The sequence below is a fragment of the Archangium lansingense genome (assembly GCF_026626635.1).
Lineage (GTDB): Bacteria > Myxococcota > Myxococcia > Myxococcales > Myxococcaceae > Archangium > Archangium lansingense.
Genome location: NZ_JAPNKA010000001.1, coordinates 18,075 through 44,510 on the forward strand (window position 1 = coordinate 18,075; position 26,436 = coordinate 44,510).

Here is a 26,436-nt window from a genome sequence, read left to right on the forward strand (position 1 = left end):
ATACACGGCTACAGGTCTGTAGAGCAGGCGGCCGGGCTTCTTGTGCCGTGAGAAGGTTCCCATCCGGGCGTGACCGCCGGGTGCCTACCCGCATACCGGGTTTGCCTGTTTCGGAGGGTGCTCATGGAGACGTTGGAGCGCGAGCCCATCTTTCCGCAGGATCTGCGCGACGCCTGGCCCGCGCTCTCGCGGGACGAGCGCGTGGAGAGCTTCAAGCTGGTGCCACATGCCACCGCGGACGACTTCTTCCTGTCGCTGTCCGCACATGCGCAGGCGGAGCTCATCCTCGCGATGCCACCGGGCGAGCGGCGCACGTGGATGCGGCTGCTGGCCCCCGACGACGCGGTGGACGTGGTGCAGTCCGCTCCGCCCGAGCACCGGGAGGCGCTGCTGGGGGAGCTGGACGACGCCACGCGCACGGAGGTGCAGGTGCTCCAGGCCTACGAGGAGGACGAGGCCGGCGGCCTGATGAACCCGCGCTTCGTGCGCGTGCGCCCGGAGATGACCAGCGACGAGGCCATCGGCTACCTGCGCAAGCAGACGCGCGAGCAGGTGGAGACGGTCTACTACGCCTACGTGTTGGACGCGCAGCAGCACCTGCTGGGCGTGGTGTCGCTGCGCCAGCTCATCCAGGCCGCCCCGGACGAGCGCGTGGACGAAGTGATGCGGCGCGACGTGGTCACCGTCTCCGAGAACACCAATCAGGAGGTGGTGATCCGGCTCTTCGCCGAGCACGGCCTGATGGCCATCCCCGTGGTGGATGCCGAGCGGCGGATGAAGGGCATCGTCACCGTGGATGACATCGTCCAGGTGGTTCAGGAGGAGGCCACCGAGGACATCCAGAAGGTGGGCGGCATGGAGGCCCTCGACGCGCCCTATTTCAAGGTGGGCCTGGGCGCCATGCTGAAGAAGCGCGCGGGCTGGCTGCTGGTGCTCTTCCTGGGCGAGATGCTCACGGCTACGGCCATGGGCTACTTCGAGGCGGAGATTTCCCGGGCCGTGGTGCTGGCGCTCTTCGTGCCGCTCATCATCAGCTCGGGGGGCAACTCGGGCAGCCAGGCCACCACGCTCATCATCCGCTCACTGGCGCTGTCGGAGGTGCGGCTGCGCGACTGGTGGCGCGTGATGCGGCGCGAGGTGCTGGCCGGACTGGCGCTGGGCGCCATCCTGGGCACGGTGGGCATCGTGCGCATCCTTCTCTGGCAGCGCCTCTTCCACACCTACGGCGAGCACGCCTTCCTGGTGGCGCTCACGGTGGGCCTGTCGCTGGTGGGGGTCGTCACCTGGGGCACCCTCTCCGGCTCCATGCTGCCCTTCGTGCTGCGCCGGTTGGGGTTCGACCCGGCGAGTGCCTCCGCGCCCTTCGTGGCCACGCTGGTGGACGTGTCTGGGCTCGTCATCTACTTCACCGTGGCCGCCGTCCTCCTGCGCGGCACGCTGCTCTAAGCGCTTCCTGGTTGCGGCCGCTCACCCCTCTCCCCTCCCAGGAGGGGGGCGGAGTAGAGATGGAGGGTGCCCCTTCCAGGCTTAACCTCAGAAGAGGAGGTCGCCGCCGGAGGTGAGGCCGCGGCACCCCCGGAGCACGGGATGAGCAGGGAGGCCACGCACGAGAGCCAGCACGGGGGGCGGCCCACAAGTGGGCATGAGGCCTCCTCGGGAGCCTCGGACTTCGAGGACTCCTTCTTGCGAGAGTTGCGTCACTCCGAGCCCTTGCCTCTGCTGCCAGTCCCCGGGGAGCGGCTCGGAGGGCCGGACGGACGCCGGTACAAGGTGCTCGAGTGGCTGGGCGGAGGGGGGATGGGCCAGGTGTTCCGCGCGCAGGACGAGACCCTACGGCGCGAGGTGGCGCTCAAGTTCCTGCTGCCACGTCCGGACTTTGGGGCGGAGGCGCTCACGGAGGCACGGGCGGTGGCCCAGCTGGACCAGGAGAACATCGTCCGCATCTTCGATGTGACCGAATGGCATGGCATCCCCGGCGAGCCGGGCGCGCCCTTCCTGGTGATGGAGTGTCTGGAGGGAGAGCCGCTCTCCGCGCTGCTGAAACGGGGGCGGCTGGAGACGCGGCGCGCACTGGAAATCATGGAGGGCATCTGCTCGGGGCTGGCGCATGCGCACGAGCGGGGTCTCATCCACCGCGACCTCAAGCCGGGCAACGTCTTCCTCACCCGGGAGGGGACGGTGAAGTTGCTGGACTTCGGCCTGTCGCACTGGATGACGGCCAACGCGGAGAACGCAACGAGTCCGTCCACGGCGGGGACGCCCGCGTACATGGCGCCGGAGCAGTGGCGGGGCGAGTCTCAGGACGCGCGCACGGATGTGTGGGCGGCGGGCGTGGTGCTCTACGAGATGCTCACGGGTGGGTGGCCCTTCACGGGGGCCACGTGGGGGGAGTTGCGCGAGCGGGTGACCTCGGAGGAGCCAGCGCCTCCCGTGCGCGCGCGCAACCCGGAGGTGCCACCGGAGGTGGAGTCGCTGCTGGTCACCGCACTGGCCAAGGAGCCGGCTCGGCGTTTTTCCTCGGCACGCGAGCTTCGGCAGGAGGTGCTCGAGCTGCGAGCCCGACTGGCCGGCCTCGGACTCGAGGTGGCGGGGACCCAGGAGAGCCAGCAGCGCCGGCAGTTGGTGCTGCTCTCCTGCCGGTTGACGGGCCTCGGCGGGCTCGCGGAGCGGATGGATGCCGAGGACGTGGGGGAACTGGAAGCGGCCTTCCAGAAGGGCTGCGAGGAGGTCATCCAGCGGCACGGTGGCAGCGTCAACCTGTACGTGGGTGGCGAGGTATTCGCCTGCTTCGGCTGTCCGCAAGTGCGGGAGGATGACGCGGCTCGTGCGGTGCGCGCGGGGCTGCAGCTGGCCCACGACATGCCGGAGCTGCTCCAGCAGAGGCTGCCACACTTGTACCTCTCCGGGCTGGGTGCGCAGGTGGGTCTGCACACGGATTGGATGGTCCTGGAGACGCGCATCCTCCAGGGTGAGGCGCCGAGGGCGGTGTCTTGGCTCTCGAGCCAGGCTGGGCCCGGGGACGTGCTCGCCAGTGAGGCGACGTGGCTGCAGGTGCGCGGGGCCTTCGAGACGGAGTGCCTGGGCGCTCGTGACTTCGCGGGCCTGACGGGAGCGGTGCACATGAACGTCCACCGTGTGGTGCGCGAGCGGGAGGTGCGGGTGCGGTTCGACCGGACGCTCGTGGCCGGTGGGCTCACTCCGTTGGTGGGAAGGGAGATCGAGCTGCGGCAACTCCAAGCGCTCTGGGAGGGGGCTCGCGAGGGGCATGGCGCCTTCGTGCTGCTGCGCGGCGAGGCAGGCATTGGCAAGTCCCGTCTCCTCCTGGAGTTGCGGCGGCGGGTGCCCCCGGAGACGGCCCTCCGCTTGTGGTTCCAGTGCTGGTCGCGGCCCTACTCCGGAGCGCTTCTGCCGGTCGCCGAGCTGCCCCGGGCCCTGCTGTCGCTCTCCCCGGAGGGCACACCCCAGCGGCACCTGGAGGCGCTGGAGGCGCGGCTGGGCTCCAGGGGCCTGCCCGAGGAGCACGTGCAGTTGCTGGGACTGTTGCTCTCGCTGCCCATCCCCGAGGGCGCTCCGGTGCACCGGCTGATGCCCGCGCGGAGGCTGGAGAAGACGTACGCGGCACTGGTGGAGCTCCTCTCGAGCGAGGCGCGGCAGCGGCCGGTGCTCCTCGCCGTCGAGGACCTGCACCAGGCGGACTCCTCCTGGCTCGAGTTTCTCGGCTACCTGTTCGAGCGCATCGAGAGCACACGCCTCCTCGTCGTCCTCAGCGCCCGCCCCGAGTTCCAGCCTTCCTGGCCCTCTGGCGCCGGGCTCCATCGACTCTCCTTGGAGCACCTGTCACCGGAGCACTCGGCCGCCCTGAGCCGGGCGGCGGCCCACGGCACGCTCCTGCCAGAGGAGACGGTGGGGGAGCTGGTGCGGATGACGGATGGCATCCCCTTCTTCATCGAGGAGATGACACGCAAGGTGCTGGAGGGTGGGGGGATGGCATCCATCCCGGTGACGCTGCACGAGCTGTTGCTGGCGCGGCTGGACGTGCTGTCGTCGCGTCAGAAGGCGCTGGCCCAGCACGGGGCGGTGGTGGGGCGCGAGTTCTCGCTGTCCCTGCTCGCGGCTGTCACGGGACGCGAGGCCGCGGACCTGCAACGTGAGCTGGGAGGGCTGGTGGAGGCGGGGCTGCTGCAGGAGGAGCGAGAGGGCTCGGCCGAGCCTGAGTACCAGTTCCGGCACGCGCTCTTCCAGGAGGCGGCGTACCAGTCCCTGACTCGTGCGGAGCGAAGGCGGTACCACCAGCGGATCGCACAGGTGCTGAAGGAGCGCTTCCCCGAGGTGGGAAGGGCCAGGCCCGAGCTGCTCGCGCACCACTACACGGAGGCGGGGGAGTCCGCGCCGGCCATCCTTTATTGGATATGGGCCGGATGGCTGGCCATCCAGCGCATGGCTCTCGCGGAAGGGGTGCAGGACTTCTCCCGGGCGCAGGAGCTCCTGCGCGGCCTGCCCGAGGCCAGCCGGCTTCCCAGCCAGGAGCTGACGGTGTTGACCGCCCTGGGCTACAGCCAGGCCCTGTTGCAAGGGTTCTCCTCGCCGGAGGCGGCGCGGACGTTTGCCCAGGTCTGGGAGCTGTTGCGGAGCATGGACGAACTCGCACCCAACCTCGGGGGGAGCTTGTGGATCCTCTTCAGCTATCACCTGCAACGGGCGGAGTTCTTCCCGGGCCGTGAGCTGGCCGAGCAGGTGGCGCGTGAGGGAGAGCGCCAGCGAAGCCCGGAGCTGCTCGCTCTGGGCAATGAGATGCTGGCGATCGGTTCCTCCTTCGCGGGGCATGTGCGGTCCGCGCTGGAGTACAGCGGGCGTACGATGGCCCACGCGCATTTGAGCCTCGAGCAACACCGTGCTCTCGTGTCGAGGCTGCGGGGAGGCTCGCCGACAGACTCCCTGGCCTATGCCTCCATCATCCACGCGGTGTCAGGCCGGCTGGAGCTGGCCCGGAAGTATGGCCGGGAGGCGCTGGAGCTGGCCCGGCGCCTTGGCGAGCCCGTCACCGTGGCCATGGAGCTGATCATCACGTGGATGATCTGCCGGGATGTTCAGGAAGCCCTGGAGGAAGCGGACGAGGTCATCACCCTCTCCGGAGCGCGCGACTATTGGTGGATACAAGGGTGGGCGCAAATCATTCGGGGCTGGGCCCTGGCCGAGCTGGGACAACCCGGGGATTGCCTGGCGCTCGTGCAACAGGTGATCGCGCGCTTTCGGGCTCGGGGGTACCACGGGCTCCTGGGGTTCCAGGGCGGAGGGACCTACTGCCTCTTCGTGCTCGGGGGGATCCACCTGAAGCTGGGGCGGATCCGCGAGGGGCTGACGGTATTGCACGAGGCCCTGGAGCAGGTGCGGGCGACGGGAGAGCGTATCCTCGAGGCCGAGCTGCACCGCCTCCGCGGAGAGCTGCTGCGCGCCGATGGGCGGGAGCGTGAAGCCTTGCAGGACTTCCTCCGCGCGCGCGCCGTCGCCCATGCGCAGGGCGCCCGTCTCTTCGAGCTGCGCGCGACGGTGGGCCTGGGTCGGCTGCTGCGGGACATGGGGCGGCCCGAAGCGGCGCGGAGGCGTCTGACGCGGCTCCTCACCGGGTTCGAGGAGCACGTGGACTCGGTCGACCTCGTTGAAGCGCGGACGTTGCTGGCGCAGCTCTCTGGTGGCGCGGCTCCCGTCGTCGCGGGGGTCGCGCCACCGTCCTGACTAGCTCGCGCCGCTGCCGGTGAGCACCACCGGCACCGTCTTGAGGATCAGGTTGATGTCGTTCTTGAGGCTCCAGTGGTCGATGTACTGCATGTCCAGGTACATCCACTCTTCGAACGAGATCTGATTCCGGCCGGAGACCTGCCAGATGCAGGTGAGGCCCGGGCGCACCGACAGGCGGCGGCGCTGCCAGGCCGCGTACTTCTCCACCTCGCTGGGGATGGGAGGCCGCGGCCCCACCACGCTCATCTCGCCGCGCAGCACGTTGATGAGCTGCGGCAGCTCGTCGATGGAGTACTTGCGGATGAAGCGGCCAATCCCGGTGATGCGCGGGTCGTTCTTCATCTTGAAGACCGGGCCCGTCTGCTCGTTGAGCGCCTCGAGCTTCGCCTTCAGCTCCTCGGCGTTGATCACCATGGAGCGGAACTTGAGCATGTGGAACGCCTTGCCGTGCAGCCCCACGCGCTTCTGCTTGAAGAACATGGGCCCGCGGCTGGTGAGCTTCACCCCCAGCGCCACCCCGATGAGCAGCGGCGAGAGCGCCACCAGCGCCGCCGCCGAGCTCACGATGTCGAACAGCCGCTTGAGCGCCATCTGGTGCGGCCGGAAGGCGTGCGTCATGAAGTGCAGGTAGCCGTCCGAGATGGCGTGGTCATCCACCGGCCGCGCCCGGTCGAACCGGAAGTGGTACGCCGGCAGCGCGAAGGGGATGCCGAAGTTCTCGCACAGCTTCACCGCCGCCTGCATCTCCGCCGAGTGCTTCAGCATGTTGCCGGCGATGTAGACCTCGTCCACCGGCACCGTGCACAGGATGTGCTCCAGGTCCTTCACCGTCCCCAGCACCGGCGCGGGCGGCGCCGTCGAGGACGACTCGTTGCTGAAGCTCAGGAAGCCAATCACCTTGCGCCGGTGCTTCGCGTTGATGTCTTCGCCCGTGAGCCGGCCCATGGCCCCCACACCGAGGATGAGCACCTCATCCAGCGGCTGCTCCTGCACCGACAGGCGCCGGAAGAGCTTCAAGCGCAACAGCGCCACCGACGGCCACAACAGCGGCGGGAACATGCTCAGTGCGACAATCCACGACTCGGTGCCCATCACCAGTCGTGTGATGAAGAGCACCACGGTGACGACCATCACCTGGATGGAGATGAGCGCCAGATCATCCAGCCGCTCCCGGTCCGCGAAGCGCACGTCGTAGAGGCACAGCGCCGTGCCCACCACCAGCCACGCCACCACTCCCACCCCGAGCAGCACCCAGACATCCGTGCGCTCCAGGTGCAGGTCATGCCCCATCATCGTCGTGGAGATGAGCAGCGCTGCCACCACCAGCACCAGGTCCACCGACAGGTTCAGCTTTGCGGCGAAGCCCGGAGCGAAGCGCGAGGGCTCGGCCTCCGCACGAGCGGAGCCCACCGCGGCCAGTGGCATCTCCGCGGTCTTGAACACGTCTGGCCCCAACCCTGGAGGCGGTGTTTCAGCGGAGGCCAGCCCCGGAGGCGGCGTTTCCGCGGGGGCCAACCCATTGGGTGGGGTCTCTGCACCGGCTCGCGTGCTGGTGGTGGGCGGCTCGCTGGATGTCACGTCAACTTGAGATGCGGGTCGCATGGAGGCCTTCCCGGTTTCAGCACCGACAGAACCGCATGATAGGGGGCCGCGACGCCCACAAAAAGCCAGGGATGGCCAAGTGTTCAGACGACGCATCCCCCCTCATTGCGCGTCGCACAGCGTAGTCGTTTGTCCTGAAATTCGTCAAACTTCCCTGGATTTTTACATCTTACGTGTTGCTCGCAGTGGACACCGTATCGCCCCGGAGTCCAGGCCTACAGACTCCCTACCTGTAGGGGTATGGCGTGTGCATGTCGGTGAAAGGACGACGTAATGGGTCCTTCACGCCTTTGAGCAGGTCGCCACCCCCGCGGCTTGCTCGGCCCGGGCGGCGGCGGCGTGAAACGTCACGGCGCTCCGGTGTCCAACTCCGGTGGGGTGGGGAGGCGAATCAGCAGGCGCAGCCCTCTGCGGCGATTGTGTCCCGCGGCGTAGAGCTCGTTGCCGATGGCGACCACCACCGGAGGTGGGGGCTCGGGTTGGGTGGCCAGCCAGGTGTCCGCCTCCGCCCGGGTTGTGAAGGACTTTCGGGGGGGAGTGCTCTTGGCGGAGCGGATGCTCTCCAGGTAATCCTCGACGCCATACTCCTCTCCCTCGTGCATCACGAAGTTGAAGGAGATCTTGGCGGCCCTGATGGCCTCGAGCTCCTCGGGTGAGGTGACGTGCTTCTCCATCTGGTAGAGGTCGTAGCAGGTCCTTTCGTAGAGACCGAAGAGGCTGAACCTCTCGCCGGGGTTCGGCTTTGGGGGTTCGCTCTCATCGGCGGGCTCTTGGCCTACCTCTTCATCCGTTAGCCCGAGTTCCTCGAGAGAGAGCTGGCGGAGCAGCTTCCGATGGTTGAGGGCGCGTGCGTCGACGACGGTATAGAGGTCCTTCGCTGCCCGGATGGTGGCTCCATGGGGCGCGGCCGGGTGATTCCGCAGCCAGGTCTCCGCCTCTTCCTGAGTGGCGAAGGAAAGAAGGGGCCTCACGGGCGCGGTGTCGAAGCGCTCGAAATAGTCTTTGAATTCACCGGCCTCTCCCCTTCCCAGGATGAAGTAGAGGAGGGTCCTGGAGGCTTTGAGCGCGTCGAATTGCTCCGAGGTGGTGGCGTGACGCTCTACCTGGCGGAGCAGCGCCAGGGTGTTGTTGATGAGATGGGTGTTCATCCGGGCACTCCCTCGAGCCGCAAGCCGGGCATTGATCTTCAAGCCGCCACGAGCACGACAGGGGCGAGGATGACGACTCCTGCTCCGGCCGAGAGGGTCACGAAGGTCACTCCGGCGATAACGACGAGCGTGCCGACAAGGAGTTCCTTCCGGTTCTGCTTCAGCCATTTGACGGCCTCATTGTCAGCCATCGAGTTGCACCGTGCCGACTTCAGCTTTTCTACGTGACCTCGAGCGGATTGGAGATGCCGCCGGGCCAGACTGTATGCCGGCTGCGGTCGAGTTGGTGACGGATTTCACCCGTGGAGAGAGGCGGCGACTTCTGTAGGGGCGTCCGCACTCGGCGTTCGACCGCGTAGCTCCGCACGCCTGAAGGGCCGTACGCTGGGCCAGTGTTGCGGCCCCTTGTGTCGGCCGTCAGCATCGCGGATGTCGGTTGCCATCCCAGAGGCTGCAAAACCGCTCACTCCCCACCATCTTGCTTCACGGGAGTCTCCGCCATGCCTGCATCCAAGCCGACCGCATCCGCCTCCGTTGTGCTGTCACGTCGCGAGCTCGACGCGGCCCTGTTCGACCTGGATGGCGTGGTGACGCGCACGGCGCAGGTGCATGCCGAGGCGTGGCAGCGACTGTTCGACGCGTACCTGGAATCGCACGCGCGGCGCAGCGGGGGGCACTTCCAGCCCTTCACCCCGGAGGACTACCGGCGCTACGTGGACGGCAGGCCGCGCCTGGATGGCATCCGCTGTTTCCTGGAGAGCCGGGGCCTCACGTTGCCCGAGGGCTCGCCGGAGGATGGACCGGAAGCGGAGACGGTCCAGGGGTTGGGCAAGCGCAAGAACGGCTACTTCCTCGAGGCGCTGGAGCAGCGCGGCGTGGAGGTGTTCGAGGGGGCGGTGGGGCTGCTGGAGCGGTTGAGGGCGGCGGGCTTCCGCACAGCGGTGGTGTCGGCCAGCCGTAACTGCCAGGCGGTGCTGCGGGCGGCAGGGTTGGAGCACCTCTTCGACGCTCGGGTGGATGGCGTGGAGGCGGGGAAGCTGGGGTTGCCGGGCAAGCCAGCGCCGGACACGTTCCTGGAAGCGGCTCGGCGATTGGGTGTGCCCCCGGAACGCGCGGTGGTGTTGGAAGACGCTCAGGCCGGTGTGCAGGCGGGCAGGCGAGGGCACTTCGGGTTCGTGCTCGGCGTGCGTCGTGCGGGCCTGGAAGGCGCGCTGGTGCGGGCCGGTGCGGACGTGGAAGTGGCGCATCTGGCCACCGTGAAGGTGGAGGAAGGAAGGCCTTGAGTGATGCGGCCGATGCGAGAAGTGCCCCTGGCGCTGGCGCGTTGGGAGGAGTTGTCACGGCGGCTGGAGGGCCGGCGGGTAGCCCTCTTCCTGGACTATGACGGCACGCTGACGCCCATCGTGCCCAACCCGGAGGACGCTCGGCTGTCAGAGGCCATGCGGACCACGCTGGTGGCGCTGGCTCGGCACTACCCGGTGGCCATCGTGAGCGGGAGAGATCTGCCGGTCCTCAAGGGCTTCGTGGGGCTGGAGGGCGTGTTCTACGCGGGCAGCCACGGCTTCGACATCGAGGGGCCAGGCGGGCGGAGCTTCCAACTGGAAGAGGGCAAGGCGCTGCTGCCCGAGCTGGACGCGGCGGAGCGGGAGCTGGCGGCAGGGTTCGCGGGCATTCCGGGTGCGAGGCTGGAGCGCAAGCGCTTCAGCGTGGCGGTGCACTGGCGGCACGTGGAAGAGGTGCGGGCCGCCGAGGTGGAGCGGGTGGTGGACGCGGTGCTCGCGCGCCACCCGCGGCTGCGCAAGGGCGGGGGGAAGAAGGTGTTCGAGGTGCAGCCGGCTCTCGACTGGCACAAGGGCCGGGCCGTGCATTGGTTGTTGCGCGCCCTGGGCCTGGAGGGCGGGGACGTGCTGCCGGTGTTCCTGGGGGATGACCTCACGGACGAGGACGCCTTTCAGGTGTTGGAGGGACGGGGACTCGGGCTGGTGGTGCGGGGCGAGGAGGTGCGGCCCACGGCGGCGGACTTCGCGCTGCGGGACGTAGAGGAGGTGCGCCAGTTCCTGGAGCGACTCATCACCCGGACCGGAGGGACGGCGCGATGAATGGACCGCATTGGCTGTTCACCTACGAGGGCTTCGAGCCGCGCAAGGAAGGGCTGCGCGAGGCGCTCTGCACGCTGGGTAATGGCTATTTCGGCACGCGCGGGGCAGCGCCGGAGGCCGAGGCGGATGAGACGCACTACCCGGGGACGTACCTGGCGGGTGGGTACAACCGGCTGAAGACGGACCTGGCCGGGCGGGTGGTGGAGAACGAGGACCTGGTGAACATGCCCAACTGGCTGCCGCTCACCTTCCGGCTCGAGGGCGGCGACTGGTTCAACGCGCATGCGGTGCGGCTGCTGGAGTACCGGCAGGTGCTGGACCTGGCTCAGGGGCTGTTGTTGCGCACGGTGCGCTTCGAGGATCGGCAGGGACGGCGCACGCGGGTGGAGCAGCGGCGCTTCGTGCACATGCGCGACAAGCACCTGGCGGGGCAGGAGTTGGTGCTGGTGCCGGAGAACTGGAGCGGGCGGGTGCATGTGCGCTCGGCCTTGGACGGGCGGGTAGTGAATGGGGGCGTGCCGCGTTACCGGCAGCTCAACTGCAAGCACCTGCGCACGCTGGTGACGGAGGAGGTGGACGCGGAGACGCTGCTTTTGGAGGTCGAGACGGTGCAGTCTCGCCTGGAGGTGGCCGAGGCGGCGCGGACGCGGCTCTACGTGGACGGGCAACCGGCGCGGGCGCGGCGGGGGCTCGCCGTGGAGGAGGGCTACCTCGCGCACGAGTTCATGCTGGAGCTGCGCGAGGGCCAGCGGCTGGCGGTGGAGAAGGTGGTGACGCTGTACTCGTCGAGGGACCTCGCGGTGTCGGAAGCGGCGATTGCGGCGCAGCACGCGGTGGAGCAGGCCCCCGCGCGCTTCGACGAGCTGGTGGCCACGCACGTGCAGGCGTGGTGTCACCTGTGGCACCGGAGCGACCTGGACCTGACGCTGTCCGAGCCGGATCACATCCACACCACCTTGCGGCTGCACATCTTCCACCTGCTGCAGACGGTGTCGCCACACACCATCGACCAGGACGTGGGAGTGCCGGCGCGCGGCTGGCACGGCGAGGCGTACCGGGGCCACATCTTCTGGGACGAGCTGTTCATCTTCCCGTTCCTCAACCTGCGGTTGCCGGCCCTGACGCGTGCGCTGCTGCGCTACCGCCACCGGAGGCTGCGGCGAGCTCGCGAGGCGGCGCGGGAGGCGGGCTTCCGCGGGGCCATGTACCCCTGGCAGAGCGGCAGCGACGGGCGCGAGGAGGGTCAGCGAGTGCACCTCAATCCCCGCTCGGGGCGGTGGATTCCGGACGTGACGTCGCTGCAGAGACACATCAACGCGGCCATCGCCTACAACGTCTGGCAGTACTATCAGGCCACGGCGGACACGGAGTTCCTGTACTTCTACGGCGCGGAGATGCTGCTGGAGCTGGCGCGCTTCTGGGCGAGCATGGCCCGGTGGAACCCGGAGCTGCGGCGCTACGAGATTCTGGGCGTCATGGGGCCGGACGAGTACCACACGGGCTACCCGGGCCGGCCGGAGCCAGGGTTGGACAACAATTCCTACACCAACCTCATGGCGGTCTGGGTGCTGTGCAAGGGATTGGAGGTGCTGAAGCTGCTGCCCGGCGAGCGCCGGGACGAGCTGCGCGAGACGCTGGCGCTGGGCCCGGAGGAGCTGGCGCACTGGGAGGACGTGAGCCGGAAGATGCGCCTGGTGTTCCACGCGGACGGCGTGCTGAGCCAGTTCGAGGGTTACGAGCAGCTCGAGGAGTTCGACTGGGAGGCGTACCGGCAGCGCTATGGCGACCTCCAGCGGCTGGACCGGATTCTCGAGGCCGAGGGGGTCTCGCCCAACCGCTACAAGCTGTCGAAGCAGGCGGACGTTTTGATGTTGCTCTACCTGTTCTCATCCGAGGAGCTGCGGGAGCTCTTCGAGCGGCTGGGGTACGCGTTCGACCCGGACATGATTCCCAGGACGGTGGATTACTACCTGCAGCGGGTCTCCAATGGCTCGACCCTGAGCGGAGTGGTGCACTCGTGGGTGCTGGCGCGAAGCGATCGTCCCCGCTCGTGGAGGCTGTTCACCGAGGCGTTGAAGAGCGACATCTCGGACGTGCAGGGCGGGACGACGCCAGAGGGCATCCACCTGGGCGCACTGTCGGGGACGGTGGATTTGATGCAGCGTGCGTACACGGGCATCGAGGTGCGCGGGGACGTGCTGCACTTCAACCCGAACCTGCCCGAGGGGCTGACTCGGCTGAAGTTCCGGCTGCGCTACCGCAAGCACACGGTGGAGGTGGAGATCACCCAGGACAAGCTGGTGCTCAACAGCCGGTGGCCCGCCCCTGCTCCGCTGGAGTTCGCGCTGCGCGGCGAGCGCCACCAGCTCCAGTCCTGCGAGACACGGGAGTTCCCCATCGCGAAGCCGCCTGTTTCCCCGGAGCCGGAGTTGGAAATGCACGGCGCCGGTCCGTGAGCCCATCAAGCAACAAGGCCCCTGGAAGGCCGTGCCTCCCAGGGGCCGTTCAACTCACTCCAGGCTCAGCGCTCAGGGCGTGTAGGTGCCCTTGAGCGAGGTGCTGGTGTACGAGGAGTAGCCGCGCAGCATCACGTAGTAGCGGCCCGCGCTGGTCTGGGCGGTCATGTTGCACGTCTCGATGTTGCCGCTCAGGTACGGACGGCAGCCGTACGAAGAGGTGGTCGGCTGCGAGCCGAACTTCACGTACAGGTCCGCGTCACCCGTGCCACCGCTCAGCACGAAGGACACCGCCTTGGAGGCCGGCACATCCAGGTAGTAGTGCTTCTCCGAGCCCGAGGCGCCCGAGATGCCGGCGGTGGCCACGCCATTGGTGAGGGCCGTGGCGGGGACGACCGGAGGCGGGATGCCCACGGCTTGCCAGGCCAGCGTGACGGCGTTCTGCTCGAACGAGCCGGTGCCGTAGAGCGCGCCCGCGGCCGCCTCCGTGTACGTCTTCGCCTGGGCGAAGGTGGTGGAGGCCGTGAAGTAGTCCGTGGCCGCCTTGTAGAAGATGGCGCCGGCCTTCTGGCAGCCGATGGCGGGCACCACGACGCTGGTCTTGCCGCGCGGGTGCGTGCCGCCCGTGACCAGCAGCTTGTAGACGAGGTTGATGATGCCCGAGTTCCAGTGCACGCCGCCGTTGTCGGAGGTGCCCGTGTAGCGCTCGGGGTAGTAGTCCGTCGACGAGCCGTCCTGCGTCGGGTTGCCCATGTAGCGCAGGGCGTCACCCGGGGTGGCCGGCGTCCACACGTCGTCGCCGATCAGGAACGTCGGCCCATCCGGCACCCAGTTCTTCAGCCAGCACTCGCAGTAGGAGGCGAAGATGTCGCTCAGGCCCTCGTTGATTGCTCCGGACTCGCCCGAGTAGGTGAGGTTGGACTCGGAGCTGGTCACCGCGTGCGTCAGCTCGTGCACCGTCACGTCCAGCGACTTGCCCAGCGGCGCGGAGTCAACGCCGTTGCCGTCGCCGTACACCATCTGGGTGCCGTTCCAGTAGGCGTTCACGTAGTTGGTGCTGTAGTGCACCGAGCTGCGCAGCTGCGCGCCCGCGCCGTTGTACGAGTCGCGGCCGAAGTTCTGGTAGTAGCACTGGTACGTGGTGCCCAGGTGGTCGTAGTTCATGTCCACGTGGGTGTCACTGGTGGCCGCGCCGCCCTCGGAGCGCTTGAGGGTTCCGGGCAGCGAGGTGCCGTTGTTGCTCGAGTACACCGCGCGGTTGAGCGCCGTGTGGATCTCCGCGGCAATTTCCTCGATGGCGCCGGTCAGTGCGTTCACGTAGACGCGGTCACGGATGGGCAGCTCCGCGCCTTCACCTGTGACGAGCACCTCGTAGGCCAGCTTCAGGCGGTCGTCCTGGCTGGAGCGGATGTACACCAGGCGGGCCTCGCCCTCGGAGGCGATGTGGCGGCCCACCGTGCTGTCCAGAGCCGCGGCTCGGGCGGCCTCCGGAGAGATGCGCGCCTTGGCGGGGACGAACTCACCGTCACGCGCCGAGCCGTTGGCCGCATACACCCGGCCGTCCGGGTCCATATGGAGGATGAGCTCACCGCCAATCACCTGGAGGCCATTGCGGGTCTGCTCGTAGCGCAGGTGCGAGTGGCCCTGCTCGTCCACGGAGACCCGGCGCACGATGAGGTCCGAAGCGCTCATCCGGAAGGCGGGAGCGATGTGCGCCAGTGCAGCGGCAACGTGCTCATGGGTCTCGCGAGCCGACAGGCCCTGCACGGACGCGTCCGCCGCGCCGAGCCGGCCGCGAATCATGTACGGCACGCCATCCGCGTGAGTTCCGAGCACCTCCGCCGAGGGCAGCGCGGCGAGGGCTGCCCGGACCTCTCCGAGTCCGATGTCATCGGCGCGCTTCTGGGTGACGGCGGCTTCCTCGGTCTCCGTGGTGTTGCAGGCCGTGAGCGCCAGCGAGAGACAGGCTGCGAGCATCCGGGTACGCATGCGGTGTTTCCCCTTTCCGGCAGCGGTGCGCTACCGAAGAGGGAGAGCATGCGTGGCATTCAGCCCCGCAATCAATGCAAAAACAGACAGACAGGACCGTGGCGCAGCTCTATGTCTTTGGGCTCACAGGCTTGCGGGCCTGCACCCGCTCGCCCGTGGTCGTTTTCCTCCACCGACTGAGCCAGGCGGCCGGGCATGCAGGGGCCCGAGGGGCCGCCGTCCTCTCGCGGAAGTTCTGGCGGGCACGCACCGGTTCACTTCGGGTATGCGCTCTGTGACCCGCCTCCTCGGACCCCTGGCCCTACTTCTCTCCGCGCTCCCGGCTGCTGCGGCCACCCCTGCCGTCTGGAGCGAGAGCTCCATGGTGAAGGTTCGCCCCGACACGGCCCCTCGTGCCCTGTCCGAGGAGATCCACCTCACGGCCGCTCGCAACGAGTTCGTCTCCTTCCAAGTGGCCCTGCATGGCGGGGACTCGGGGCTGCGGGGCGTGCGCGCGAGCCTTCCCTCGCTGGACGGCCCCGCGCGCATCTCGGGCCCGGAGGTCACCCTCTACCGCGAGGACTTTCTCACCACTCGCCAGCCTTCCACTCCGGACACGCCGGTGGGCCGCTGGCCGGACGCACTGGTGCCGGATGTGGATGAGCTCGCCAACGAGACGCGCACCGCCTTCCCCTTCGATGTGCCCGCCCGCGAGTCCCGCGCCATCTGGGTGGACGTGCTCGTCCCCATGGACGCGCCTCCCGGCGACTACCTGGGCACCGTCGAGGTGACGAGCGATGGCCTTCGCGAGAACGTGCCCGTGCGCCTCACGGTGGTGGACGCCTTGCTGCCGAGCACCCCCTCGCTGGCCACCGCCTTCCTCTTGTGGTCGCCGCACGTGTGCCGCGCGCACACTGGCCGCACGGACTGCTCCCGTCAGGAGTTGGAGCCGCTCCTGGCGCGCTATCAGCGCCTCGCGCTCGAGCACCGCGTCACCCTCTCCAGTGCCTTCCCCCGCGTTTCCGGCGCGGCCACGTGGGATGTACCGGACTGGGCCTCCTTCGACGCCACCTGGGGCCCCTTCCTGGACGGCACCGCGCCCTCGCGGCTGCCCGGTGCGCGGATGACGAGCCTCGAGTACCTGGGTGAGTACTCGCCCCAGGCCCTGGCTGACTTCGCCACCCACTTCCGCGAGCGCGGCTGGTTGGAGCGCGCCTATGCCTATGTCGGCGACGAGCCTCCCTTCGGCACTCCCTGGCCGGAGATCCGCGAGCGCGCCACCCTCGTGAAGCAAGTGGCCCCGGGCCTGCGCGTCCTCCTCACCACCAACATCCAGCAGCTGCGCAAGGAGCGCATGGAAGAGCTGGTGGATCTGCCCGTCCCCCTCATCAACCACATGGACGGCACCTCCGCGCAGTACTCGGAGTTCCTCTCCCAGCCCGGCAAGGAGCTGTGGCTCTACCAGAGCTGCATGAGCCACGGATGTGAATACGGCACCAATGCGCCGGAGAACAAGCCGGGCGCGGGCTGGCCCTCGTACATGCTGGACCGCTCGGCCGCGAAGGCTCGCGCGCTCGAGTGGCTGTCCTTCCTCTCGGGCGCCACCGGCGAGCTCTACTACCAGACGGTGGGCATGCTGTCCTCGGCGTGGGAGGACCAGTTCCGCTTCAACGGCAATGGAGAGGGCACCCTCTTCTTCCCGGGCACGCCCCAGCGCATCGGCGGCGCCACGGATGTGCCGGTGGCCTCGCTTCGTCTCAAGCTCATCCGCCAGGGTGTGCAGGACTACGAGTGGCTGAAGCTGGTGAGCGACGCTGGTGACCCGGACTTCGCCCGGCAGGTGGCTCGCGAGCTCCTCCCCTCGGCCTCCCGAGTGACGGACGACGGCGCCGCCTTCGACCGCGCCCGCCTGCGGCTCGTCCACCGCTATGTGGAGCTCACCGGCCAGCGCTCACCGGACGGCGGCTCCGCGGACGGCGGCTCCGCGGACGGCGACTCCGCGGACGGCGGCTCCGCGGACGGCGACTCCACGGACGGCCACTCCACGGACGGCCGCTCCGCACCGGCTACCCTCTCCGAGGAGCCGGATGCGACGGCCACCGGGGGTTGCAGCACCGGTGGCGGCACGAGTGCCCTGGCTGGCGTACTCGCCCTGGCGGCGCTGGCGTTCTCTGCTCGCCGGCGCGCCCACGCCCACGCGAGGGTCACCACCGGACGTGCAGGGCCTCGAAGCCGCGGAAGAGCAACGCGTTACTCTTGATTCGCGGCGGCTGCGTCTCGTCCAGGCGCAGCTCCGGCATGCGTTGGAGCAGCTCTTCGAAGGCGATCTCCAGCTCGCGGCGCGCCAGGCCGGCCCCGATGCAGTGGTGCGCCCCGAAGCCGAAGCTCATGGGCTTGTGCTGGTGAGGATCTCTCGTGATGTCGAAGCGGTCTGCGTCCGGGAAGACAGCCGGGTCGTGGTTGGCCGCCGCCAGCCCGAGGAACACGACGTCTCCCGGGCGGATGGTCCGGCCGTGCAGCTCGAGGGGGTCCACCGCGATGCGGGTGGTGAAGGGCACCGCCGGGGCGAAGCGGATCATCTCCTCGATGGCTGACCGCAGCAGGGTGGGCTCGCGGCGCAGCTGCTCGAGCTGGTCCCGGTGGGTGAGCAGCTCGTACAGGCCATTGCCGAGCTGATCCGTCGTGGTGAGGTGTCCGGCCGCCATCAGCAGGCTGGTGTTGGCCACCACCTCCTCCGTCGTCATTCCTCCCTGCTTCTCCAGGCGCAGCATGTGGCTGATGACGTCCTCGCCCGGGGCACGGCGGCGCTCCTCGATGAGGCCCGTCAGGTACCGGTTGAGCGCGGCCTGCCCTTCGTTGGCTCGGCGGGCGACCTCCACCACGTTCGTGTTCGCCCCGGGGCTGGTCAGCTCGGTGATGGGCTCTCCCCACTTGAGGATTTGCTCTCGGTCATCGGCCGGGATGCCGAGCAGCTCCGCGATGATGTGGGTGGGCAGCCGGAAGAAGACCTCGGGCACCAGGTCCACCTGGCGCTGGTTCCGCACCTTGTCCAGCAGCGTCACCAGGGTGCGGCGCATCACCGGCCGCCACGTGTCGAGTACCTGCGGGCTGAAGGCAGGGCTCGTCTGCCGGCGCAGGCGCTGGTGGGCCACGCCATCCTTGGTGGCCATCTGCAGCTTGAAGCTCTCGATGACCTCGCGGATGGACTCCGGGCTCAGTCCCATGGCGCGGAACTGGTACGCCATCACCTGGCTGCGGTCGGCGCTCAGCCGTGGATCTCTCAGGCCGTTCATCACGTCGTCGTGACGCGTGAGGAACCAGCCATGCAGCACCTCCGACCAGTGCACGGGGTCGTTCTCTCTCAACTCCTTGTAGAAAGGGACCGGGTCCAGCAGGTTTTCCGGTGCCACAGGGTTGAGTTGAAGCTTCCGGCCCACGCCCGCCATAGGTCCCTCCTCGCGCTGCCGCCAGGAGTTGCTGCTCTGGCGGGGTGCTCCTGCGTCGCACCGTTGTCCTGTATTGATATGCGAATGACAAGCCAAGGTCATGCAATGAATTGGCCCGCACAGCGAGAGTGGAAAGCTTCGAGTACGCAGTGTCTCCAGGGGTGAAATCCGCGCGCTTCCCGTCAATAAGGAGGGGTAGGCGGAGACACCCGGGTCAGGCGGTACCCAAGCGTCAGGCGGAGACGAAAGCTCTGTCATCAGGAGTGCGCCAGGGCGCCCTGGAGTCAGAGGTCGGTGGGGCACCGTGGTAGAGGGCAGGCGCATGAACACGGAATTGTTGAAGCGGGTGGTCATCCGCGAGGCCCGGCCCGAGGACGACGCGGCCATCGGCGAGCTGTTGGTCGAGGCGTTCGTGACCCAGTACGCCCAGAAGCTACCCGAGGTGGTGTACACGGAGGAGCGCAAGCAGAGCCTCCGGGACACGGCGAGCAAGCGCGCGGTGGCGAAGGTGCTGGTGGCCGAGCTGGAGGGCCGTGTGGTGGGGACGGTGGCGCTGTGGCCGCCGGGCGCACCCGGCTCGGAGGCGTGGGTGCCGGGCGCGGCGGACCTGCGGCATCTGGCGACGGCGGTGGAGCTCCACGGCCAGGGCTTGTCTGTCCCGCTGTTGGAGGCGGCCGAGCGGCTGGCGCGCGAGTGGCGTGTGCCGGCCATCTGCCTGCACGTGCGCCAGGGCGCGGCGGGGGTGGCGCGCATGTACCAGCGCCGGGGCTTTCTGCGTGAGCCCTCGGCGGACTTGGACACGCCCGCTGTGTACCTCGAGGCCTACGTGCTGACGTTCCAGGACTGAGCGCCGGTCCTACCGCGCCAGGTTCGAGGCCGTTCCGGGGCTTCAGCCCCGGTGATGCTCGGCGACGCGGTAGAACTGGGTGAGGGAGGAGTCCAGGAGGGACTGGCGCGAGCGCATGTAGCGCCAGGCCCGGACGAAGGGCAGCCAGACGCGGTTTCCCACGAGGACTTGCGCTTCCTCGAGCTTCTGGCGGGGAATCCACTGGCCTCCCAGGTTGCGCACCAGCACCTGGCCCAGGTAGGCGCCGATGGGGGGCACCGCATGGGCGTCGATGTGGTGGCGCTCGAAGACGGTGGGGAAGTCCTCGTGCCAGAACTGAAAGTCGACGTCGGTGAGGGACTGGGGAGTCTCGTCGAAGACGGAGGGAACCTTGGAGTGCAGTAACGCTACGAGGTGCTCGGCGAGGGTGTCGTAATCCTTGCGAGCACGCGCCGGGTCGGCCACATCGGAGGGCAGGGCGGAGGAGGCGGGGAGCCACTCGTCGGGCTCGGGAGGTTGGTAGAGGTTGAGCTCGGCGATGCGGCGCTGGCGCTCGTGAATGGCGCAGTCGTCCACGACGCGTGAGAGGAGAGGAGCCACGTCCGGGTGGAAGCGGGGCTCGACGGGGGCGAGCGTGGCGCTGCGCTCGCGCAGGGTGCGCAGCAGGGTGTTGAAGTCGAGGTCGGGCCGGAGGTGGGCGTGGGCGCGGGCCTGGGCGAGGCGGGCCTCGTCGCTGGCGAAGCCGGCGGCGGTGGGCCAGAGCACCAGGAGGACGGAGCCGTTGGGCAACTCTTCCACCCGGTGGGCTGGGGTGGAGAGCATGCGCTCGCGGCCGACGGCTTCCACCAGCTTGGGGCCGAAGACGTTGAGCCAGAACACCTCATAGATTTTGTCGAAGCCGTCCCGAATGGAGGCCTGCATGTCGCGGCCGAACCAGGGAGCGCCAGACAACTGATCGTCAGCCATGCTGTGGGCCATGGCGTAGGAGACGGGGTAGCGAGAGGCCCATGCGCGCACCATCTCTACGAAATTCCGGCAGCGTTCCGTCTCCGCGAAGAAGGAAAGGGGCTGCACCTTGAGCGAGAGGCGTAACTTTGGAGGGAGTGGCGGAAAAGAGAGCCTGGGCCACATATACAACGCGGGCCACTTCGTGCGGCCAAACACGATGGACGTGCTCTTTTCGTCGCGTTCCTCCTCCAGAGCCTTCCAAATGGCACCGCGGGAGTATTTGCGTCGCCGCTTGCCTTCAACGACATCTGGCATCCACCCGTTCGCGTACTTCTCGAGTGCTTGCAGCAGGGGCTCCAGTTCGTGCTCAAGTGCGGCCTGCTGATCGAAGGTGCCTTCGAAATCGAACCGGAGGTTGTCCTCCGGATCCAGGTCGTGAAGCTCCAGCACTTTCATCGGAACAGCACCTCCACGCCTGGGACTGCTTCTTGGGCTGCTGCTACTGCTGCCGCCTGCTCTTTTGCATCCTTGGGCTTGAGTGCGCCGCCCTCGTAGATGAGGCGGACTCTGTGCACTGTCACTTCGGAGCCAAGGTGTTGGAGGGCGGGCCGGCGGACGTCCACCGTTCCGCCGTAATACCCCAGGGCTTCGCTGGCGTCCGCCTTCATCTGTGCCGCCAACGGGCTTGGCTTCAACAGGGAGAGGTCACGGCTCTTGAATCTGAATGTCTCCACGCGGGGCGGCGTGCTCGCGGGCGCGCCCTCTTCGAGGACGAGCACATCGGCGAAGCGCAGGCCGCTCTCCGGTTTCCTCATGCCCACATAGGTTTCGATGCGAGGCTGGTGGAAGTCCCCCGGGGGGTGGAGGGGCGCCGGGGCGTCACAGTGAGTGCAACCCGGGCCATCGCGGTGGTGATGCCGCGAGCCCCGGGCCAGGGTCGTGTCTGGCATCCCACCTCTGAGGTGAGGGACACTGGCCGCCACCGCCTTGCATCCCGAAGGGCCGGAGGAGCCGCGTACATGCAGCCAAGAGTCCTTCAACCCATCTACCTGCTGTTGCTGTTGGCGCTGGCACTGGGGGGCACTCCAGCAAGGGCCAAGGACGAACTGCCGGTGCTGGAGCCGGTGGGGGTGAGCGGGTACCAGGGGGACGAGGGGCAGGGGCTGAGGCTGAGCTTCAAGAGGTTGAAGCCGAACCCGGCGCTGGGGCTGTGGAGGGAGGAAGAGGCGAGGGAGGTGGTGGAGGCGCTGGAGGAGGAATTCCAGCAGGCGAGCAGCAGGCATAAGGAGAAGCCGTACCCGGCAGCGATGTTGGCCCTGGCGGGCCATGTGCCAGCGGAGGAGGCGAGGCCCTCGGCGTTGGAGAGGAGGGTGAGAGAGGAGTACGAGGAGCTGCTGGGGCCGGCGCAGGTGCAACTGCCGGGGACACTGGAGAGCGCCAGGTGGTTTCAGGCGCTGAGGCTCTCGCCGCGCTACATGGGGGAAGGCGTGAGGGAGGCGGCGCTGGAGCTGTTCAGCTCGCCCGCTGTCCTGCTGTCCGTGGGGACGTCCATGATGCTGTACATGCTGGCGTGGGCGGTACCGGAGCCGGTGTTCAGCAAGGCGTTGGCGGGAGCCGTCACGGTGGGACTGCTGCTGACGTACAGCGCGGCGGAACTCTACAACGTGGGGCAGGCGTGCCTGAGGCTGTACCAGGAGGCGGAGGAGGCGAGGACGAGGGAGGAGCTGGAGGCGGTGGCGGAGAGGTTTGGGAAGGCGCTGGGAGGAGTGGGGCTGAGGGTGCTGGTGACGGTGGCGGGGGCGAAGCTGGCGAAGGGGTTACCGGAGGTGCCGAAGGGAGGGCTGTGGGCGAGCCTGTCACCACCGCGCTTCGCCATGGTGGGAGGAGGGGCGAGGGGAAGCGTGAGGGTGGCGGCGGGGACGAGGGCGCAGGTGAACGTGGCGGAGGGGACGGTGGTGCTGATGGGGGTGACGGCGAATACTGCGACGGCGGCGGTGACGTCGGCGGTGTCCTCTGCACGGACGACAGGGGCGTGTGCGGAGTCGAAGCAGGACAGCCACCATCGCCACCACCTGTGCACCAACAAGAATGACATCTCCGAAAGCAATGGTGGTCCCTGGACGCCGGATTTCGAGACACTCTTCGCGCGAGCGGGGATGAGCCTGGAGGACCCGGCGAACATCGTCTACCTGCGAGACCACAAGGGACCCCATCCCGAGGCGTATCACAGCGACGTTTTCGAAAGACTGCGGGCGGCGCTCGGGACCTGTAGGCCACGGGCCGAGTGCCGAACCAGGCTCGTGGACGAGCTCGACAGGATTGCAGGGGAAGTCTGTACGCCGGGCTCCAAGCTCAACAAGCTGGCCACGAGGAAGCCATGACCAGATATGACAAGTACTACAAAATAAATGACAACAAGTACATCCCAGGGCGTTGGCACGTGAGGATGCCTCTCCACGAAGAGACCGGGGGCGAGGGCGAGGATGAGTGGTTTGACATCTGGCAGTTCAACGAGGGGCGAGTCCTGGAAATCGAGAGACCGATCCGCTTGCCCGTGAAGCCAGCGGGTGTTGCGCTCGAATACACAGAGTCCATGGGCATTCCCGTTGTCCACCGGCGTGTCGTCTCGCTCTTCGAGCGCCTGGGGCTCCAGAATGAGGTGCAGTTCATTCCCGTGGAGGTGGAGGGGCAGACAGAGCCCTGGTTCATTCTCAATGCCTTGCGAGTCATCCGGTGCATCGACGATGCCCGGTGTGAGGAGGTGCTCTACTGGCTGCCTGAGGACAACCGCCCGGATAAGGAGGGCCAATACCGGAACGTGCGTGGGCTGAAGGTGGATCCGGAGAAGATAGGGGACGCTCACATCTTCCGCCCCTGGGGCTGGCTGGTCGTCCTCATCGTCTCCGAGCACGTCAAGTCTGCCATGGAGGCCGAGGGCATCACCGGTATCAAATTCCTCGAGGTCTGAGCTGGGGGGCGGGAGGAGTCCCGCAGTTCTATGGGGAGCCGCTACGGGAAGGTGACGTTCCCCAGGGTGACGGTGCGCTTGGTGTCCTTGTCCCAGAGCGTGAGGGTGTACGTGCCCCGCGCCTCCATTGCCGAGGCCAGCACCTCCACCACCACGCGGCCCCTTGGCCGGAACTCGTCCCCGGCGCCTGCTCTACCCGGGAGGATGGGCTCCGGCTGCCAGAGGGGCAGTGGCTTCAACACCTCGCCCTTGGGCCCTCGCAGCACCGCGCCCGCCGCCATCCAGGGCTCCATGCCGGGATTCTCCAGCCATACCTCCAATGCAACGCGGCCTTCGGCGCGGTAGCTGTAGACGTAGCGAGGGACGAGGGCATTTTCCTTCGGCTTGGTGAACCTGCCAGTCAGATTCCTGGCGGTGATGCCATTCTTTCCCAGCAACCCCGAGGCAATCGCGCCCCTGAGCCCCTCGGGTACACCGCGCTCGGCTCGCAACTGCCGGACCTCCTCCCGGCATTGCCGCACCTCGGCCTGGGCCGCCTCCTCCGCCTCCTGGAAGGACTCCACCGGACGGTGCTCGCGAAACACCTTCACCTGCGACATGCCCAGTGCCGGATGCGCCAGCAAGAGGAAGGAGGCACACTTGGGGGCCGCATTGTCCGCGAAGCACACCTCCACCTTGAAACGCTCCCCGGCCTCCAGGTTCTCTGGTGGCACCAGCAAGAGGCTCTGCTGTCCGGGGGCCACGTCTTCAAAGCGCTCCCGTTTCTCGAGCCGCACGGACTCTGGTTGAAGCGGCGCGTCGAAGCGGAACGTGAGGGGCACATCCGGGCTGATGCACACCACGTGCGCCTTCGCGGTGCTCTCGGTCGTCAGCGTGATGCGAGGACTGGCCGTTTCACACGCGTCTGATGGGGGCGGTGCGGAGGTTTCGGACGAAGAGGCGAGGAGGGCCAGCGCGAGCAGGCCCACGGGGGACGTGAGGGGCACGGGGAGTCAACCTCCTAGGCGAGGCGGGACGTGGAGACCCGAGGCGTTGGCCTCTACCACACCTTCCCGTCTCCATGCCGCCCGAGCCGGTGCTACTCGAAGCGGTCCACCACCCGGACGAACTCCGAGGAGATGATCACGGCGGAGTCGGCGGGGCCGCCAACGTCTTCCCTGATGGCGCCGGGCGTCTTCTCGTCGAGGGCGAGCAACTCCATGCAGACCGGGTATGTCTTCCCGGTATGCGTCCTGGCCTGGGTGAAGCGGCCGTAGACGCGCTCTGGCCCCAGGTAGAGCCGCCCGGTGAGGTAGACCGGGTCCAATTGCCCCAGCCGATCCAGTGTCCGCACCGGCGTGGACTCGCGCACGGTGACGGGTGCGGCGCCGCCCTCGGCGGGGAAGGTGACACCCGCTGTGTCGCCGATGGCGATGCCCAGCTCCTTCATGGCCTTCAGGGCTTCGGGAGGGCAGTCGGCGGGCTTGGGCGGGGGGCGCACCACCTGGGGCGTGCTGGTGCAGCCGGTGAGCAACACGATGCAGAAGCCCACCACGCACGTCTCCTGGCGGTTGGGCACACAGGGCAATGCCTTACGCTGCGGCCTCGGGGTGGGCTTCTCTTCGGACTTCAAGCGGGCGTCATTCTCGCGGAGCATGGTAGCGAAGGTGGACGCGGGAGGAGGGTCCAGGACTGTGGCCGCGCCCCCTCCAGCTTCGGACGGCCCTCTCGAGGCCGCCACTTCGCGGACCAGATAGGTGTGCAGCGTCGGGTTGCTCGCCAACCTCCCGGGTGGGAGGGGCTCCTCTGGTAACGCCGGGACTGGCGTAGCGGCCGTGCGGCCCTTCACGGCCCAGGCACCCGCCAGTACCCCCACGCCCAGCAGCACCACCGCGAGCGCCACCATTGCCGCGTGAATCGGCGTCATGCCCGCGGCGAGCAGCGAGCGCGCGTGTGCACGGTGGGCAGGGTTCGGCGGAGCGTGTGATACGCCCTGCGCCCCATGCTCGTGGGTTGCGGGTGGCGCGGCGGCTTCAGCCACCGGAGGCGGTGACGCTCGCGGGGCAGGCCCGGCCATCACCGCCGCATCTGGCGCTTCACCAACGGGCGCGGACCCGGCCACCTTCTGTGCAGGGACGGATGCAGGGACGGGTGGCTCCACGACGGCAGGGCCGCATTCGTGCCGCGCGGGTGCTGGCCCGCGCCTGGTTTTCTGTCCCCGCCGTAGCGGGCCCGCGGTCCACCGCTGGGCCTCCTTCGCCCCCGCATCGCCTGGTGCCATTCCAGGCACGTCCTCGGTAGGCGCCAGCTCCGGCGCCTCCACGTCCACCAGCGGCAGCACCCAGCTCTCGTCCGCCCCGGCCAGCGCCGCCTCCAGTGCTCCCGCCAGCTCCACGCACGTGGCGAAGCGAGCCTCCCGCTCCTTTTCCAACATGCGCATGCACAGCTCGCTGAGCACCTGGGGCACGCGCGGGTTTACCTCGCGAGGCGCCTTGGGCCTCACCGTGAGGATGCGCTCGTTGAGTGCGCCCACGTAGCGCAGGCCAAAGGGCAGCACGTCCGTGAGCAGCCAGTAGAGGATGACGCCCAGGGCCCATGACTCATCCCCCGCGTCGGGCGTGTAGCGCGCCTGTCCGTCCGCGTGCTCCCGCTCGAAGCGCAGGGCCTCGGGGCTGCGGTACTCGGGTGTGCCCGGTGGGAGCGTCTCACCCGTCAGCGTCGGCTCTCCCGCCAGCCAGCCGATTCCGAAGTCCACCAGCATGGGCACCCCATCCGAGGTGCGCAGCAGGATGTTCTCCCGCTTGAGGTCGCGGTGCAGCACGCCCCGGGCGTGGATGTCTGCCAATGCCCGCACCACCTCCAGCAGCACGCGGGCCACGCACCGCGCACAGGGGTTGTCCTCCAGTGCCCACTCCTCCAGCGTCCGGCCCGCGACGAAGTCCATGACGAAGAAGAGGTGTCCATGGACGGCATGCGGCCATCTGCCCCAGGTGTGCAGGCGCACCACGTTGCGATGCAGGAGGTGCCGGAGGATGTTGATTTCGCGCTGACCCCGAGCGTCCAGGGAGCGGGCGCGCAACAGCTTGAGGGCGAAGAAGCGCTCTTCGCGCACCACCTTGTAGACGAGCCCGTGGCCTCCGGAGCCCAGTGGCGCCACGATCTCGTAGCCCTCCACCTTGTCTCCGCGGGCGGGGAAGGGGAAGGATGCATTCTCTACAGGTGGGGCCAGCTTCATGACCTCGGAGGTCTAGCACGGCCTG

The 26,436-nt window shown here is 68.3% G+C and carries 18 protein-coding genes; 9 read left to right on the forward strand and 9 right to left on the reverse strand.

Annotation, left to right across the window (positions count from 1 at the left end; all coding sequences use genetic code 11):
* The first annotated feature begins 123 nt into the window (after positions 1-123).
* Both mgtE and OV287_RS00085 read left to right on the forward strand, forming a co-directional pair.
* Entirely contained in the window at positions 124-1,446 is a 1,323-nt protein-coding gene (gene mgtE / locus OV287_RS00080) for a magnesium transporter (protein ID WP_267531889.1), read from the forward strand.
* Between the two features lie 141 nt (positions 1,447-1,587).
* Complete coding sequence (locus tag OV287_RS00085; RefSeq protein WP_267531890.1) at positions 1,588-5,733, forward strand: protein kinase domain-containing protein; 4,146 nt, start codon at positions 1,588-1,590, stop codon at positions 5,731-5,733.
* On the opposite strand, the gene epsZ is transcribed toward OV287_RS00085, so the two are convergent.
* The 3 genes from epsZ to OV287_RS00100 form a co-directional block, all read right to left on the reverse strand.
* On the reverse strand, positions 5,734-7,161 hold the full coding sequence (gene epsZ / locus OV287_RS00090) for an exopolysaccharide biosynthesis polyisoprenyl-phosphate hexose-1-phosphate transferase EpsZ (protein WP_267542264.1): 1,428 nt from the start codon (positions 7,159-7,161) through the stop codon (positions 5,734-5,736).
* 524 nt (positions 7,162-7,685) lie between these two features.
* Complete coding sequence (locus OV287_RS00095; RefSeq protein ID WP_267531891.1) at positions 7,686-8,486, reverse strand: hypothetical protein; 801 nt, start codon at positions 8,484-8,486, stop codon at positions 7,686-7,688.
* A gap of 38 nt (positions 8,487-8,524) precedes the next feature.
* Positions 8,525-8,677: a hypothetical protein gene (locus OV287_RS00100; protein WP_267531892.1), complete on the reverse strand. Its 153-nt coding sequence runs from the start codon at positions 8,675-8,677 to the stop codon at positions 8,525-8,527.
* A gap of 309 nt (positions 8,678-8,986) precedes the next feature.
* Between OV287_RS00100 and OV287_RS00105 the strand changes: the two genes are divergently transcribed.
* The 3 genes from OV287_RS00105 to OV287_RS00115 are packed head-to-tail and all read left to right on the forward strand — an operon-like array spanning position 8,987 to position 13,041.
* A complete protein-coding gene (locus OV287_RS00105) occupies positions 8,987-9,769 on the forward strand; it encodes an HAD family hydrolase (RefSeq protein WP_267531893.1) in 783 nt (260 codons plus the stop codon).
* Positions 9,770-9,772: 3 nt separating this feature from the next.
* Positions 9,773-10,585 (forward strand): trehalose-phosphatase, encoded by an 813-nt coding sequence (otsB, locus tag OV287_RS00110; protein ID WP_267531894.1) that lies wholly within the window; start codon positions 9,773-9,775, stop codon positions 10,583-10,585.
* Positions 10,582-13,041 carry a glycoside hydrolase family 65 protein gene (locus OV287_RS00115; RefSeq protein WP_267531895.1) on the forward strand — a complete coding sequence of 820 codons (2,460 nt, stop codon included), beginning with the start codon at positions 10,582-10,584 and terminating at the stop codon, positions 13,039-13,041. Before otsB ends, OV287_RS00115 begins: the two co-directional genes overlap by 4 nt.
* 72 nt (positions 13,042-13,113) lie before the next feature.
* On the opposite strand, the gene OV287_RS00120 is transcribed toward OV287_RS00115, so the two are convergent.
* On the reverse strand, positions 13,114-15,030 hold the full coding sequence (locus tag OV287_RS00120; RefSeq protein ID WP_267531896.1) for a M4 family metallopeptidase: 1,917 nt from the start codon (positions 15,028-15,030) through the stop codon (positions 13,114-13,116).
* Positions 15,031-15,391: 361 nt separating this feature from the next.
* On the opposite strand from OV287_RS00120, the gene OV287_RS00125 reads away from it, so the two are divergent.
* A complete protein-coding gene (locus OV287_RS00125; RefSeq protein WP_267531897.1) occupies positions 15,392-17,269 on the forward strand; it encodes a DUF4091 domain-containing protein in 1,878 nt (625 codons plus the stop codon).
* Here OV287_RS00125 and OV287_RS00130 read toward each other — a convergent pair.
* Entirely contained in the window at positions 17,214-18,446 is a 1,233-nt protein-coding gene (locus OV287_RS00130) for a cytochrome P450 (protein WP_373371794.1), read from the reverse strand. The genes OV287_RS00125 and OV287_RS00130 overlap by 56 nt on opposite strands.
* A gap of 331 nt (positions 18,447-18,777) precedes the next feature.
* Between OV287_RS00130 and OV287_RS00135 the strand changes: the two genes are divergently transcribed.
* Positions 18,778-19,302 carry a GNAT family N-acetyltransferase gene (locus tag OV287_RS00135; protein WP_267531899.1) on the forward strand — a complete coding sequence of 175 codons (525 nt, stop codon included), beginning with the start codon at positions 18,778-18,780 and terminating at the stop codon, positions 19,300-19,302.
* A gap of 42 nt (positions 19,303-19,344) precedes the next feature.
* On the opposite strand, the gene OV287_RS00140 is transcribed toward OV287_RS00135, so the two are convergent.
* Together OV287_RS00140 and OV287_RS00145 are read right to left on the reverse strand one after the other, a co-directional pair.
* Positions 19,345-20,685: a hypothetical protein gene (locus OV287_RS00140; protein ID WP_267531900.1), complete on the reverse strand. Its 1,341-nt coding sequence runs from the start codon at positions 20,683-20,685 to the stop codon at positions 19,345-19,347.
* Positions 20,682-21,179, reverse strand: coding sequence for a hypothetical protein (locus OV287_RS00145; RefSeq protein ID WP_267531901.1), 498 nt, complete (start codon positions 21,177-21,179; stop codon positions 20,682-20,684). Before OV287_RS00145 ends, OV287_RS00140 begins: the two co-directional genes overlap by 4 nt.
* Positions 21,180-21,248: 69 nt before the next feature.
* Between OV287_RS00145 and OV287_RS00150 the strand changes: the two genes are divergently transcribed.
* Positions 21,249-22,610, forward strand: a complete 1,362-nt coding sequence (locus OV287_RS00150; protein WP_267531902.1) for an AHH domain-containing protein — start codon at positions 21,249-21,251, stop codon at positions 22,608-22,610.
* Positions 22,607-23,197 (forward strand): imm11 family protein, encoded by a 591-nt coding sequence (locus OV287_RS00155; RefSeq protein WP_267531903.1) that lies wholly within the window; start codon positions 22,607-22,609, stop codon positions 23,195-23,197. The genes OV287_RS00150 and OV287_RS00155 overlap by 4 nt, the downstream gene beginning before the upstream one ends.
* A gap of 41 nt (positions 23,198-23,238) precedes the next feature.
* On the opposite strand, the gene OV287_RS00160 is transcribed toward OV287_RS00155, so the two are convergent.
* Positions 23,239-24,183, reverse strand: coding sequence for a DUF2381 family protein (locus OV287_RS00160; protein WP_267531904.1), 945 nt, complete (start codon positions 24,181-24,183; stop codon positions 23,239-23,241).
* Between the two features lie 92 nt (positions 24,184-24,275).
* Entirely contained in the window at positions 24,276-26,411 is a 2,136-nt protein-coding gene (locus tag OV287_RS00165) for a serine/threonine protein kinase (protein ID WP_267531905.1), read from the reverse strand.
* Positions 26,412-26,436: the final 25 nt, after the last annotated feature.